This is a genomic window from Shewanella sairae (genome assembly GCF_023283535.1).
GTDB classification, from domain to species: domain Bacteria; phylum Pseudomonadota; class Gammaproteobacteria; order Enterobacterales; family Shewanellaceae; genus Shewanella; species Shewanella sairae.
Window position 1 is genome coordinate 81,359 of record NZ_JAKILT010000006.1, and the last position, 13,616, is coordinate 94,974.

Genomic DNA, 13,616 nt, shown 5'->3' on the forward strand with positions numbered 1-13,616 from the left:
AGTTTCGAGATTAACCTTGTTGAGTCAAGGTGCTTTGGTTCGCCAATGCTTGCTGCTTAGCAAAGTACTTACGGGTCTCTTTTAAAATCACATGCCGTAATCCAATCAGCGCAATCAGGTTAGGGATCGCCATTAAGCCATTGACGGTATCGGCAAGCATCCAAATCAAGTCTAAGTGAATAAATGCGCCACCGGCGATTAAGCCCAAAAAGGTAAATTGGTAGATTTTAATGCCGTTATCACCAAGGCGACTGCCCGTTAGGTAATACCAGCAGCGCTCACCGTAATAATGCCAACCTAAAATGGTGGTAAAAGCAAAACACACTAGCGCGATAGTCACCACATATTGACCAATCACTTCTGAACCACTGGCAGCGAATGCAGCACTGGTCATAGCAGCACCTGCGGTATCACCGCTCCAAACACCGGTAATGATCAGTACTAAACCTGTCATGGTACAAATCAAAATCGTATCAAAGAAGGTACCCGTCATACTGACTAGCCCTTGCTCTACCGGTTCGTTTGTCTTAGCCGCTGCTGCGGCAATTGGCGCACTACCTAGGCCTGATTCATTGGAAAATACGCCGCGCGCAATACCTATTTGCAATGCTTGAGCAACAGTTGCCCCTAAAAAGCCACCTGCAGCAGAGATTGGGGTAAAGGCTGAGTGCAGCACTAACTCAAATGCTGGCAAGATTTGATCAGAGAAGGTAAACAATACCCACATACAGGCCAGTACATAACCCAGCGCCATGGTTGGCACTAGCTTTTGCGCCACATTAGCAATGCGCTTAACCCCGCCTAATGTGACTGCCGCGACCATTAAGGTCAGAACCACCGCTGTCACCCAAGATGGGATTTCAAAGGCAATGGTCATGGCATCGCTAATGGCGTTAACCTGCGCAAAAGTACCGATACCGAAAAACGCCACACCCACACCAAAGATGGCAAAAATTTTAGCTAACCATTTAAGACCGAGTCCGCGCTCAATGTAATACATTGGGCCACCAGCAATATTACCTTTTGCGTCGGTGGTGCGATATTTTACCGCCAGCATACATTCGGCATACTTGGTCGCCATGCCAAAAAAGGCCGCTAACCACATCCAAAATAATGCACCCGGACCACCGATTTTAATGGCGGTTGCCACACCAACGATGTTACCAGTACCAATCGTCGCCGACAGCGCAGTACAAAGCGCCGCAAATGATGATAAGTCGCCCTTACCGCTCGCTGGTTTAAACAGTAAACCCAGCGCCATAGGCAGCTTAAAGACTTGAATAAGTTTGAGTCGAACAGTGAGATATAAACCGGTTCCTACCAAAAGGCATAGGGTGATAGGTCCCCAGACAATGGCGTTGATATCGGCTAAAAGCGCGTGAAAATTCATGGTATTCCTCGAGTATTAAACAACAAAACTCTGTAATTAGAGTTATTAATAATCGGAGGAGGAAAAGAAATGGCTGTTGCTAATCACTTACGAATGCAACTAGCGAATGAGTCGACCTAAGCTAACAAAAGTTAACCTATAGTAGAAAAGGCGCAGCGACAAACGACAGTGACCTTATGTAGTTACGATAAATAACTAACACAGTCATCCTCTCCTCTGTCCTTTTGCCTGAGCGTTTCGCGTAATCTCATAGCTGGGTTTAATAGCTGAGTTTACACTTTCGCCTTCGGCGCTGTGTGACGATTAAGCAAACGAACACTTAATTGCTCACAGTCTCTCCAGAGGCTCGTCCAGTAACAGTCCTCACCACTAAGTGGCACCTGAAAGAGTGCTTTGTTTGGCTTAAAGCCTTACAAAGTTGCCTCGTCGGTGTGGGGTTACTCCCCACTCTCCTGCTACCTTCATCCGAACGGATCCCCAATCCTTGGCTAACCATTAGGATTAGTAAGTGATAGGGACGAGTAGCATGCGCGATCTCACACTTTGGCTCAAGTGGTGGAAGTCACATTTTTTAAGTAAATAAGAGTTCCATAAAATCAGTTGCACAGTTTTGAATCAATTTGAGTTTATTTCGAGCGAGTGTAGGCAGTAAAACAAAAAAGCCGCTTAAGCAGACGCTCAAACGACTTTTCTAAAGCAATAAAACTTACTGATTAACTAAATGCGATTCTACGACCTTCATAGGTTTCGCACATCTGCTGGGCAGACTCTTGTTCGTAAGGACGTAAGCCGCTCATCACTAGGGTTTTAACCCCGGTTCCCACAACCGTGTCGCCGCTTAGTAGCTCAAAGGTGAGGGTCACATCGCCGCGCTTGCCTTCAATCTGTAGGTCTTGTTCAACCAGCTTTAAACTGACTTCAGTAAAGTCCAGCGTGGTTAAATCAAATGACATGCTCTCGTAGATCACTAACGGGCGAGCTGGGTTAATCATCATCTGATGCTGCTTCATCATAGGCACTAAAATGTGCATAAAGTTAAGCCCAGAAAACGCCACGTACTTACGGATAAACGACTCGATTTGCGTTTCACAGTAACGAACATCGCCGCTACGGTGCACTTCTAGATAGCATTTATCTTTATTATCACGAATAGCAAAATCTTCAGCGACATCATCTGGAAGTTGTAACTGCACACCATCGCCAACCATGCCAGCGAAGTTAAACGTCATTTTCTGGCTTAAGCCATACTGGTTAAGGACTAAGGCAAACAACAGATCCCCGGGTACACAAAAACGCTTAGCACCTACATCGTGAATGGGATTGAAGTCTTGAGCAATGCTTTTAGCAAAATCACTCGCCTGAGCCGGAGTGATAGTGACTGATTGATTTTCTTTTTTAAAATAAGTACTTAAAAACATATTTACTCAAATATTTAATTAGTCATTAAAAATAGTGGGTCAGTGTATACCAAGATTGGATTTTGACTCACCCGATGAGCTGACGCTCAGTGGCAGCAAGGGTCTTAAAGCAAAGTTAAGATGGACTGACCTTGCGCCATAATTGCAGTAAACGTTGCTGAATGCGGCGATAGATCTGCACAAATGGGTCACTGTAAATACCCCATAAGCTATTGTGGCCAGTAAACTTGCCAACCCCTAAGGTCAGTTTGCTGACGCTACTCGCCATAATCAAACAGCCAAGAGCGCGATCCCATATGGCTAACGCTGAACCTAAGTTGGTGTCGCGATGTTCGATGGCAGCGCTATGGTGAACTTGGTGCTGCGCCGGACTAATAAACCACTTCTCTAGCTTATCGCCCCAACTTAGCCAAATATGACTGTGACGCAAATTAGCGCCAAGTACATTGAAAGCAAACACAAATACGTTAGCGCCGAGCACGTCATACATTTTCAGTGTTGGGCCAAATAGGGCATAACCTATACCTACAGCAAGGCCTTGCGACAACGCCATACGGCAGCCATAAAGGTAGCTTTCTACTGGGTGGGTGCGGTAAATAGTAAAAGGTGTAAGCACTGTGGCTGAATGATGCACTTTATGGAACTGCCACAACCAAGGTACTTTATGCAGAATGTAATGCAGTAAAAAGCGACTAAAATCATCAAGAATGAACAGCAGTATAGTGAACAAACTCATCACCAACCACGGCGAAGCATCAAGCATTAGTGCGCCACCGAATAGTGACTCTAATGCGGATGATACGCTCAGCGCCACGGGCACCATTGTTAGCATTAACGGCGCAAACAGCGCCGCTTTAATTAACTTATTAAGGACTAATAATTGATAGTCGAGTTTTGCAGAAGGCGCTAAAAATACCTGCTTGGGCAGTAAAAAAGACACAAAGCCGGATACTGATGCAGGAGCAGCTTGCGCCACTTTTCGGCTGGCAAAATACACAGGCAGTGCGAGTAACACCGAGCCTAACAGGTAACCGATGAAAATACGTTTACTGCTATCAAACGGGTAGTTAAGCAGATCGCCTAAATTGGTATTAAAAAACGCAATAATCGTGTCGATACAATACTCCAATAACGACTAACAATCTTACAGTAGCAAACTTGAGTAACAAACTTGAGCAGCAAGCTTCAATAACAAGATCTAATAGCAAATTAGCGGTGGCTTATTCAGCCACCGCCCACGGCTTAAAAACGGTATTGATAACCGATTTGAAATTGCTGTGGCTTGCTCGGTCTTGCGCCATAAGGGCGGCGACTGACAATCTCTTGGGTATCAAGTAAATTATCAGCTTTAACATAGACTAAACCGTATTGGTTAAAGTTATAGCTTGCTGACATATCAACCACAGTTAACGCTTCTGTGGTGCTACCTGAAAGCACCACGCCCTCGCCTGCAGCCTCTTTCATCTCGCCAATGTAACGCACTATCATGTTCACGTCCCACTGGTCGCTGACTAAGCCAACATTTACAGCAAGTTGGTTCTCAGGCAAATATGGCAGTTCATCACCCGCGGTAACCTTGCCCCACATATCAAAACCTGACTCAAAGCTGGTTTTAAATTCAGACTCTGTGTAGGTGTATGACAGTGACATAGGCAGATCGATATCATCAGTTAAGGTGATGCTATAGCCTGAGGTTAGCTCAAGGCCTAATACATCAACTTCACCACCATTGAACTCAGTATCGTCGTCGCTACCACAACTTGAGAACTGGCAACCCTCTTTCAGATTACTAATATCGTTGAAGAAACCAATAAGTTCTAAGTTAAAGTTACCATCGTTATAACGACCACCTAACTCGTAGTTAATACTGCTTTCAACATCGATGCTTGGATCTTGCTTAGGGCTGGTTGGCAAAAAGCCTTCATGCACGCCAAACAACAAACCGGCATTATCCGATAAGGTGTAAAACGCACTAAAGCTTGGTAGCCATATACGAGTGGTTTTATTGAGGTAGTCTTGCTCGCTGCCTGGCGCGCGGTTTTGATAGTGAGCGTCAATATACTCTCCGCGTACACCGGCGGTGATATCTAACGCGCTAATGCTAATAGTGTCTTGCAAGTAAACAGACCAAGCATCGGTCTTTTCACGATCTGTGGTTGAGGCTTGAGTGCCGCTACCGTCACTGACCAACTTAGCCTGACTCATTAGATAGTTATCAGTAGTGTGGTTACGCTCAATTTGATCTTGGTGAAAACGTACACCGGTTGCAAATTGATGCTGCATGCCAAGTAGTTCGAGCTGCAAGTTCAAGTCAGACTGGATCCCTTGCGAGTAGTAAGTCCGGTCGTTATTGCCTAGTACCAACTTTTCATACTCAGCGACCGAGTCTTGGTTACCGGTCAGAATATTGTAGAAACGGCTATTAACTTCATCTTTATCAGGATCCGCCAAGATCTCTTGTAAGCTGCGATTAACTAAGCCACCTTTAAAGCCATTGATCTTGTACCAAGCACGCTCAAAGTCGTTACGATAAACACGGGTGGTCACATCAAAGTTATCACCTGTGATGAAGTGGTTAAACTGCACCTGCGAGTGTGTCCAGTCCATATTATCAAGCTGACTGGCGACATAACGACGATTTGGATCCGCGGCAAAATCTGTATCAGTGAGGCCAAGATAAGTTTCATTGGAGTTCTCATCTGCATAGGCAAGCTTTAGCTCAAACACTTGGTCAAACGCATCACCCGCTAAGTCATAACGCAGCTTAGCCATGATATCGTTTTTCTCAAAACCGGTATCACCGCCGCCGTCGAGTTCTTTAAAACCGTCGGCGCGCATATGCACACCTTCAATCAAGAAACCAAAATTGTCGATGGTATCGCCGTAATAAGCATGCGCCTTTGCAAAACCGTCACTGCCGCCCGATACATCAACTAGGCCTTCACTGCTTTGCGGTACTGCGCGGGTCACCATATTGAGTGAGCCTGCAACAGTATTCGGACCGTACTTAATCGCTGCCGGACCTTTAAAGACCTCAATTGCGGTCATTTTAGAGGTCATTGGAAAGTAATAAGCCGATGCCGCCGAATAAGGCGCCGGGCCAATTAATACGCCATCCTCCATGATATTAATCTTTTTACTGCGCTCAGGGGTTGCACCGCGAAAACCGATATTAGGGCGCAGACCATAACCATCTTCTTCACGAATATTGACCCCAGGTACGCTATATAGCACACGGTTAATATCGTCGAATTTAAACTGCTCAAGCTCAAGTTCATCAATCAAGGTCGCTGAGCCCGTTTGCTTACTTAAACGCGCATCGTGACCAATGATCTGCATCTTCTCGATATAGCTATCATTGACCCTCTCTTGATCAGACTTTACCGCAGCTTTAGCTTCATTATCAGCCGCCGAAACTTGACTAACGAGGGCTAATTGAATGGCGATCACAAGACTCAGTTTTTTGCTTATTGCTAGATTATTCATTAGTCGTTATCTCCAGCTGAAGTCTGTGGCAGCTCTAGTGCAAGCGAGTTAATAAATTCATTTTTGAGCTTATCGGTGACCGCTTTTACATCACTGTGCGTCGCAGTCACTTTGGCCTCATCACTTGACAGTGTGTCGGCTAAACTGGTTTGATAGCTGCGGCTATTAGCAAGCGCTGTAGCAATGCGGTCGCGCAATGCAGTTGCTGTATCGGCATCGTTTTCATCAATCAAATAGTCATCAAAACCTAAGCCGTCATTGCCTGAGAACAAAGCATCAAGCGCTTCAAGATTACTGGTGATATTTTCTATTGAATGGTTAGCAAGCGGTGATTCAACATCTTCAGGGCACACACTGGTGCCACAACTATTGGCGAATAATCCAAGTGGCGCCGCTAACTTGCCATCTTTAGTCACACTGTCGATATAAAACAGCGCGTCAGAGAGCTTATTTACTGCCTCATGCACGGTTGCAAAGCTACTACCCGCTTCGCCAGCCTGCTTTAAACTTGCGCCATAGCCATCATCACCGCTCCACTGAATAAGTAATTGTTGGGCGTTGTGGTTAATATCTTTGGCAGCTTCGGCGGCAAATTCACAGCGAGCTACACGGCGATCATCATCGGTGCGATTATCCCATCCAGCTGGGGTAGAATTGCCTGTACAGCTATGTTCTAGACTTGGATTAAATAGCAAGTATTCAAGTGCGACTAACCCTTTACGCGCGGGTGTACGTGAAGCAATATCGTAAGGCACGCCATTGATATCATTATTTTCAAATGACACCACATCGAGATCGACGCCGCAGCGACTGGTCACCGGCCATGAGTAAATTTTATTGCGCAGTGCACCGTCATCAAACGTCAGCGGACCGATCTGCATCATTTCAACTTGTTGCCAAACTGAAATGGTATTACGCCAACTTTGCTGAGCGGTATCGCTTGCTTGGCTGAGTGCAGTGTTATCACTTGGGTCTTGTTCAAAAGCGCTCGCCGCGCTGCAGTACGCACTAATGTCGCTAACCTGTTGGTTACTGACACTGACAAACTGCTCAAAGGTCGGCGTAATCACACCATCGACAAGATTAGCAATGAGTGCCTTTTGATCAAAATCAGAAGTGGTGTTGTCTTGGTTACCGTAATCGGCACCTGCGTCACTGCTGGTGCTCTCATTACAACCGCTAAGCAATGCTGCCATCAGGGCAATACTTAGCAGTGAATAGCGAGGTTGGCTTAACATAATTTTCCCTTAGTACGAAATAAGCGTACAAAAACAACAAAAGCTCGGCACCTTACGATGCCAAGCTTTTTGCCTTAACAGGCTTGTTTACACGCTGGTGGATTACCAGTTAGCGACATTGTCGGCATCTAATTCGTAGCTCGCTTGCAAAATATCGCGAGCTTTAGCTAGGTCAGCGATGTAACCATCAACATCACCAGTTAGTACTGGCTCAACGCCCATTAGGTCGTGTAGCATTTCAAAGTCTGCATCACTAATACCTGGGTATTCACTAAACTGCAGACCCAATGCAAAACCTTTCATTTCAGAATAGTGCTTAGCCAGCGTTTCATAATCGAAATCAGCGCTATCACCACCAGATGCAAGCGGCGCAAGGTCGGCCGTCACATCATTAATGTAATGCACAACCGTTGCGACAATTGCACGCTCCCAAGCATCAAGACCGTCTTTGGCATGGGCTTGAAGCTCAACCAATTGTGCATCCGTTAACGCTTGTGGAACGTTGTCGTTAATTAGCTTACGACCCGCAATGAAAGCAGTCATTGCTTGCGTTGTATAATCTGTCGCTGCTGCATTATCCGCAGTGCCTAAGTCACGCTTAGCGGCGTTAACTGACTGACCAAAGTTATACTCACTACGCAGGTCAATTTTGCCGTCGCCATTGGTATCGTGTGAACCATTCCAGTCACTACGACCATTGCCGTCTTTAACTTTACCTGCAATCTCTACATCGCTATATTCAAGGTAGTTAACTGCGGCACCAAAGTAGCCAAAACCTTCATCGAATTGATGCTCAAGGTTGGTGTATGGCTTGCTGGCATCACCTTTCGCAGGCCCTGTGTTATCGGTAGTTAAGCCTTTACCATCTGTATCAACACCGAAGTAATCGTCAGCCGCTTGAGAATAAGTAATCGACATCAACAAGAACTTTTGAATCATCTGCACCAAGTCTACGCCGTTCTCATCAACGTAAACCTTAGTGATATCGTTACCTAGTACGTCTTTACGAACATTACCATTAATCTTTTCAACGGCATTGTCAGCTAAGCGATCAAACAAATCTGCAAGTAAGTCTGTTGGCGTTGTTGAGCCCGTTGCGCCCCAACCCGCAAATGCACCATTGTTCCAATCTTTATGCTGACCGCCAGTATCGTTACCTGCAACTTTGCCGAGTAAGCTCTTATAACCAGTGATATCTGACAGCAAACCATCTTTAGAGTTGTCGATAAAGGTAATGGCGATATCGTCGTACTCAGTTTCTTCATCTGGATTGTAGAAGTAGTTAAGCTGCGCAAGTACTGCCGCTTTATCAGCAAACTTGTTTGCGTCGATGTCATCGTCTAACTGATTTTTAATGTAGTTATTTAGCTCAGCAATCAAAATGTGACGACCATTCTGGCCGGTATAAGACACGCTAGACTCACCATCAAGCAACTTGCTATCAAATGCGTAACGGTCCATTACATCGTTAACGGTAATAGTGACGGCTTTAGTGAAGCTTGATTCATTATTGTCAGTTACGGTGAGGTCTACCTCGATTTCTAATGCATCACCACTATCGGCATCGAGTACCACACCATCTGCAAGCTGCAGTGTATTGCCGACAACAACAAACTGGTCACCGGTTACAGTAAATGTATGCGTATCGCCGCTATCGGCATCAACAGCTGATAATGTACCAACGACTGCGCTAGCCGTGTTTTCATCAACGGTGGTATCAGATAGCACGATATCTGTTGGCGTATTATTAACTGGAGCAGGATCTGGAGTCGGAGCCGGTGAGCTATCAGAGTCTGAACCGCCACAAGCCGTCAACAGACCCATTGAAAGTGCTATTGTCGTTGCCAAAATCGATTTTTTCAGTTGCATACAAGTACCTTAAATATTGCTAAATGCTTAGCGACTATAAATGTGAACAATTGTGATTTACATTTATGCTACACGAATACAAATAATAATACATCCCATTTACACAATAATTACTCTGCATCTCGTAGATGCCACTCATTTAAATGTAAAGGCGAAAACAGGCCATCAACAAAATGAGCCATATTTATCTAGCTTTATCGGCTGCTGAATTAGCAATAATTGAATCAGGCACGCTTGCCATTGAATATTCACCAATTAACAAGGCTGTTTGTTAGGAGAAGGGACACTTACCTGCTGGGGATTAAATAACGTAAATAATCTGTAAATCCACTTCAGATATTGATTTATATACTAAAAAAAACTAATAGAATGCCAATTTACTGATATTTTTAAACGACACGTGGATTCTATTATTTACGGCTAAAAATGTGTCAAGTGTATCGGTCAAAAATTTACATTAACTTAAAGCGAGCTGTATAAAAAATTGCTATTACCGCCAGTAAAAACAATGCTAAATTGACGTCAACATTTGCTTTATTAGCCACAGAGTCGTTGATGTATGAATACTAAATTCAAAATAATAACTGTCAGCTTGTTATGCCTTAATATCAGTGGCTGTGAATATATTGATAATATATTGCATCCCGACGACGATAATGATGAAGTGATTGTTGATGACAATTTCAGAAGTGCGGCACAGCAATTAGGTTTATCTGACCCCATTATTACCCAATTGTGCACGGCAACTGAGCAGATCAGTGTTAAATGTATCAGCAAACTCAATGATGAGACCAACCAGCAGGAAGTAAGAGTAGAGTACGCTTACAATAATGTGATTAATAAAAATGATTACGCCAAAAGCACCGCAGCAACCAGAGTCATCCTTAATCTACCAGCAGATAGTGCAACAGCCAGCTTAGTGTTTGAAAACAGCCGTGACTTTGAGTTCAATGATGGTTACCAGTACACTTGGGAAGAACCATCTAATTTTGCTGTAGCGACCTTAATCAACAATCAAAATGAAGTAATAGCTAATCTGACTAATAACTCGATGACTACTCGAGTGTCAGACTCAAAACTATCTACAACTTCAACAGCATCTATCAGTAATGCCGATTACTCTTTAACCGAGTCACAAGACTTAGTGAATGGTGCCAGTACAATATTCTTCCCAGAGTTAATCGTTAATGTGACTAGCGGCTCTAGCACTTTACCTATCGATGCATCATTTGAGGTATTTACCACAGGTCACAGTGCAATTTTGTCTCACTATTCGATTACGCTTGCAACCGCGATTGAGCAAAGTTGGTTCTAAATAGGGCTGCAATAGAAGACTTTTATACTCTTAGAGGCTAGGTACTGGATACTTGCGATTGGAAGCTTTAGATGAAAATAACCGTCACGGATGATAACAACACTGCAAACGTTAATGCCCTAATTGCTGGGGTGCGTCAGTTCAATGTTGAGCATATGGGAGCAGAAACCTCTCAGCCACTTTCTGTGATCGCCCATGACGCAAGCGGAAAGTTAATCGCTGGTGTAGCCGGATGCACCATCTATGACAACTTTTTGATTAATGTTTTGTGGGTTGAACAGCAGCAAAGAGGCTCAGGTCTTGGTCGGGAGCTAATGCTTCGCGCCGAAGCGGAAGCTAAAAAGCGCGGCTGCATCATGGCGCAAGTCGATACCTTGTCTTTTCAAGCACCGCTGTTTTATCAAAAACTCGGTTTTGAGATTATTGGAACTGTGCCAGCGACCAACAAAAGTCCTACGCGTTATTTTTTATTGAAAAAGTATTAAAAGTTTCCAAAGAAGATTCTAGGTTCTAAGTTCTAGCCCTTCTTTTAATGTAGGTTGGCATTTATGCCGTCAACGCTAGCACATAAATCGTAAGGCTGATGGGCTAAAGCCCAACCTACATTAGAAACACCATACACTCCTTTAACTGTATAGCAGGACGAAGTCCGCTCTAGCCGCGAAGCGTTCTAAGTTCTAAGTTCTAAACAATCAAAACTATATCCGTTAAGTCAAACCACTACTCTGCTCACAAATTAAACATTTCATTTTACAACCACAACTTCCTGTCTCGCCAAAAATCTGATTTAGGCGTAGACTTGCCGCCCTTTCAATTTTGGATGTTCGATGCAATGAAACAGCGCCTTGTCACTTGGGCTCCGGTATGGTTATTAGCACTTACCGCCTTTGTTTTTGTTTCTACAGAGTTTGTACCTGTGGGCATTTTAGCTGCGCTTGGGCAGAGCTTTAATATGAGCGCTGTGGCCGTTGGGCCAATGCTTACCGTTTATGCCGCAGTTGTTGCACTGGCGTCCTTACCTGCTGTGCTGCTATTTGCCCGTTTTGAACGTAAAAAACTGCTGCTAGGCTTAATGTCAGTATTTATTATTAGCCATGGCATCTGTGTGTGGGCACCTAGCTACGACATCTTGCTATCTGGCCGTGTTGGGATTGCCCTTACCCATGCACTTTTCTGGGCGATAGCCCCTGCCCTAGTGGTACGCCTAGCACCTGAAGGTCAGGGAGCAAAAGCGTTAAGCATCTTTGCCACAGGCTGTGTACTGGCTTTGGTGTTAGGTATTCCCTTAGGTCGAGTCATAGGCCAATTAGTTGGCTGGCGTAGTATTTTTGGCTTAATCGCAGTGCTTACACTGATTATGATGTTATTGCTGTGGCGTGGATTACCGAACTTACCTGCTACTCATGGTGGCAGTTGGCGTAGCTTGCCTGCATTGGCCCGTAATAAAGCCTTACTCTGGCTGTACGTATTAACCATGGTTTTAGTGACTGCGCATTACAGCGTGTACACCTATTTAGAGCCACTATTGCAAGAATATTTCGGTTATACCGCCAATATTACCACCATCATTTTATTAGTATTTGGTGCTGCAGGATTGATAGGTAGCGCACTCTTTAGCCGCTATCAAGGTAAATACGCGCAACAACTTTTAATGCTAGCTATCGCGATTATGGGCAGTTGCATGGCGATTTTGCCCTTTATCGCAAGTCATCTTTGGTTGCTGCTACCGCTGTGCATCTTGTGGGGCACAGGCATGATGCTGATGTGTTTATCGCTGCAATCTAAAGGTCTAAAGCTAGCGCCAGATGCAACCGATGTTGCCATGGCAATTTACTCCGGTTTATTTAATGTGGGCATAGGCAGCGGCGCACTGCTTGGCAGTATTGTCGCAGCAAAATATGGCGTAATTCAAAACGGTAACTGGGCAGCGCTACTTATCGTTATCGCTATTTTACCGTTGCTTTGCTTACTTAAAGCACGACGTGCCGAGCTTGTAAAAGCACACTAATAAACAAGTCTCTAAACCCGAAAAACAATAAAGGCGATACTCATAAGAGCATCGCCTTTTTGATAAAACCTTTAGCCGCAGCACGAACTTGATGCGTAACCATTTGATGATGCCACGGCTTCAGTACCGTCCATTAAGCTGGCTAAATAAGTATTCTTTAGGTAAAAATTGCTGAAGGTCTGCACAAAATCAGTTGGTACCGTTTTATCTGTAAGGCCTGATTCAATCAGTGCAGCTTGCCATTTTTGCACCTTAGGGAAACCAGCCAACATATCAAAACCTGAGCAGCTATGGATCACCGCTGCGCGATGCAACAATGGCAGCCAAGCAATATCCACATTAGAGATATAATCTCCCTTAAAGAAAGCGCTTCCCCCTAGCTTGTTTTCAGCTTTAGCAAAGGCTTTGGCCAAGTTGGCTAGTCGAGTTTCAAATGTCTGTTGGTCTTTACTGCCCATGGTGCCGCATTGTGGCATGTAGTGTTTACTTGCTTGATATGACCACGCGCGCTCTAAGGCTTTTTGCTCAGCAGAAAGCTGTTCAATCGGGGCATATTTATCATCTAAGTACTCAACAATGGCGTCAGACTCAAACAGTACTGTTTTATCTTCAGTTATTAACACTGGTACTTGACCATTGGGTGCAATATCTAAAAACCACTGTGGTTTATTGCTGAGTTCAATGTATTCGATTTCAAATGGGATATTTTTCATTATTAGCGCCCCCATAACACGTTGTACAAAAGGGCAGTTTTTAAAGCTAATTAGTTTGATCATCTAGGCTCTCCGAATGAGTCATCTGTTATTGATTACCCCCTTAAGACGAGCCGCTTTCTAAAAAGACGAAAGAAAATTGAAAAACCTATTCTAAAGCCGATTTCAACGCCATCACT

General features: G+C 44.4%; 10 protein-coding genes and 1 riboswitch. Of the genes, 3 read left to right on the forward strand and 7 right to left on the reverse strand.

Features of this window, described 5'->3' with window-relative positions; translation table 11 throughout:
- Window positions 1-10: 10 nt before the first annotated feature.
- The 6 genes from L2748_RS03940 to L2748_RS03965 all read right to left on the reverse strand — a co-directional run bounded on the left by L2748_RS03940 (window position 11) and on the right by L2748_RS03965 (window position 9,401).
- Window positions 11-1,390 (reverse strand): alanine/glycine:cation symporter family protein, encoded by a 1,380-nt coding sequence (locus tag L2748_RS03940; protein WP_220782435.1) that lies wholly within the window; start codon window positions 1,388-1,390, stop codon window positions 11-13.
- Between the two features lie 206 nt (window positions 1,391-1,596).
- A riboswitch (glycine riboswitch) is annotated at window positions 1,597-1,742 on the reverse strand.
- Between the two features lie 361 nt (window positions 1,743-2,103).
- Window positions 2,104-2,808: a DUF3581 domain-containing protein gene (locus L2748_RS03945; RefSeq protein WP_220782434.1), complete on the reverse strand. Its 705-nt coding sequence runs from the start codon at window positions 2,806-2,808 to the stop codon at window positions 2,104-2,106.
- 115 nt (window positions 2,809-2,923) lie between these two features.
- Complete coding sequence (locus L2748_RS03950; protein WP_276521522.1) at window positions 2,924-3,937, reverse strand: sterol desaturase family protein; 1,014 nt, start codon at window positions 3,935-3,937, stop codon at window positions 2,924-2,926.
- A gap of 113 nt (window positions 3,938-4,050) precedes the next feature.
- Entirely contained in the window at window positions 4,051-6,294 is a 2,244-nt protein-coding gene (locus L2748_RS03955) for a TonB-dependent receptor family protein (RefSeq protein ID WP_220782432.1), read from the reverse strand.
- Window positions 6,294-7,532 (reverse strand): imelysin family protein, encoded by a 1,239-nt coding sequence (locus L2748_RS03960; RefSeq protein ID WP_220782431.1) that lies wholly within the window; start codon window positions 7,530-7,532, stop codon window positions 6,294-6,296. Before L2748_RS03960 ends, L2748_RS03955 begins: the two co-directional genes overlap by 1 nt.
- A gap of 102 nt (window positions 7,533-7,634) precedes the next feature.
- On the reverse strand, window positions 7,635-9,401 hold the full coding sequence (locus tag L2748_RS03965) for a DUF4856 domain-containing protein (RefSeq protein WP_220782429.1): 1,767 nt from the start codon (window positions 9,399-9,401) through the stop codon (window positions 7,635-7,637).
- 559 nt (window positions 9,402-9,960) lie between these two features.
- Here L2748_RS03965 and L2748_RS03970 point away from each other — a divergent pair.
- The 3 genes from L2748_RS03970 (at window position 9,961) to L2748_RS03980 (ending at window position 12,724) form a co-directional block, all read left to right on the forward strand.
- Window positions 9,961-10,716, forward strand: coding sequence for a hypothetical protein (locus tag L2748_RS03970; RefSeq protein ID WP_220781689.1), 756 nt, complete (start codon window positions 9,961-9,963; stop codon window positions 10,714-10,716).
- A gap of 71 nt (window positions 10,717-10,787) precedes the next feature.
- Window positions 10,788-11,201, forward strand: a complete 414-nt coding sequence (locus L2748_RS03975; RefSeq protein ID WP_220781688.1) for a GNAT family N-acetyltransferase — start codon at window positions 10,788-10,790, stop codon at window positions 11,199-11,201.
- 347 nt (window positions 11,202-11,548) lie between these two features.
- A complete protein-coding gene (locus tag L2748_RS03980) occupies window positions 11,549-12,724 on the forward strand; it encodes a sugar transporter (protein ID WP_220781691.1) in 1,176 nt (391 codons plus the stop codon).
- Between the two features lie 71 nt (window positions 12,725-12,795).
- Here L2748_RS03980 and L2748_RS03985 read toward each other — a convergent pair whose 3' ends face one another.
- Window positions 12,796-13,500: a glutathione S-transferase family protein gene (locus L2748_RS03985; protein WP_220781687.1), complete on the reverse strand. Its 705-nt coding sequence runs from the start codon at window positions 13,498-13,500 to the stop codon at window positions 12,796-12,798.
- Window positions 13,501-13,616 lie beyond the last annotated feature (116 nt).

Coding starts and splice junctions, on each gene's coding strand:
- L2748_RS03975 (WP_220781688.1), top strand. CDS start 10,788: ATGAAAATAACCGTCACGGATGATAACAACACTGCAAACGTTAATGCC.
- L2748_RS03970 (WP_220781689.1), top strand. CDS start 9,961: ATGAATACTAAATTCAAAATAATAACTGTCAGCTTGTTATGCCTTAAT.
- L2748_RS03985 (WP_220781687.1), bottom strand. CDS start 13,500: ATGATCAAACTAATTAGCTTTAAAAACTGCCCTTTTGTACAACGTGTT.
- L2748_RS03960 (WP_220782431.1), bottom strand. CDS start 7,532: ATGTTAAGCCAACCTCGCTATTCACTGCTAAGTATTGCCCTGATGGCA.
- L2748_RS03980 (WP_220781691.1), top strand. CDS start 11,549: ATGAAACAGCGCCTTGTCACTTGGGCTCCGGTATGGTTATTAGCACTT.
- L2748_RS03955 (WP_220782432.1), bottom strand. CDS start 6,294: ATGAATAATCTAGCAATAAGCAAAAAACTGAGTCTTGTGATCGCCATT.
- L2748_RS03940 (WP_220782435.1), bottom strand. CDS start 1,390: ATGAATTTTCACGCGCTTTTAGCCGATATCAACGCCATTGTCTGGGGA.
- L2748_RS03945 (WP_220782434.1), bottom strand. CDS start 2,808: ATGTTTTTAAGTACTTATTTTAAAAAAGAAAATCAATCAGTCACTATC.
- L2748_RS03965 (WP_220782429.1), bottom strand. CDS start 9,401: ATGCAACTGAAAAAATCGATTTTGGCAACGACAATAGCACTTTCAATG.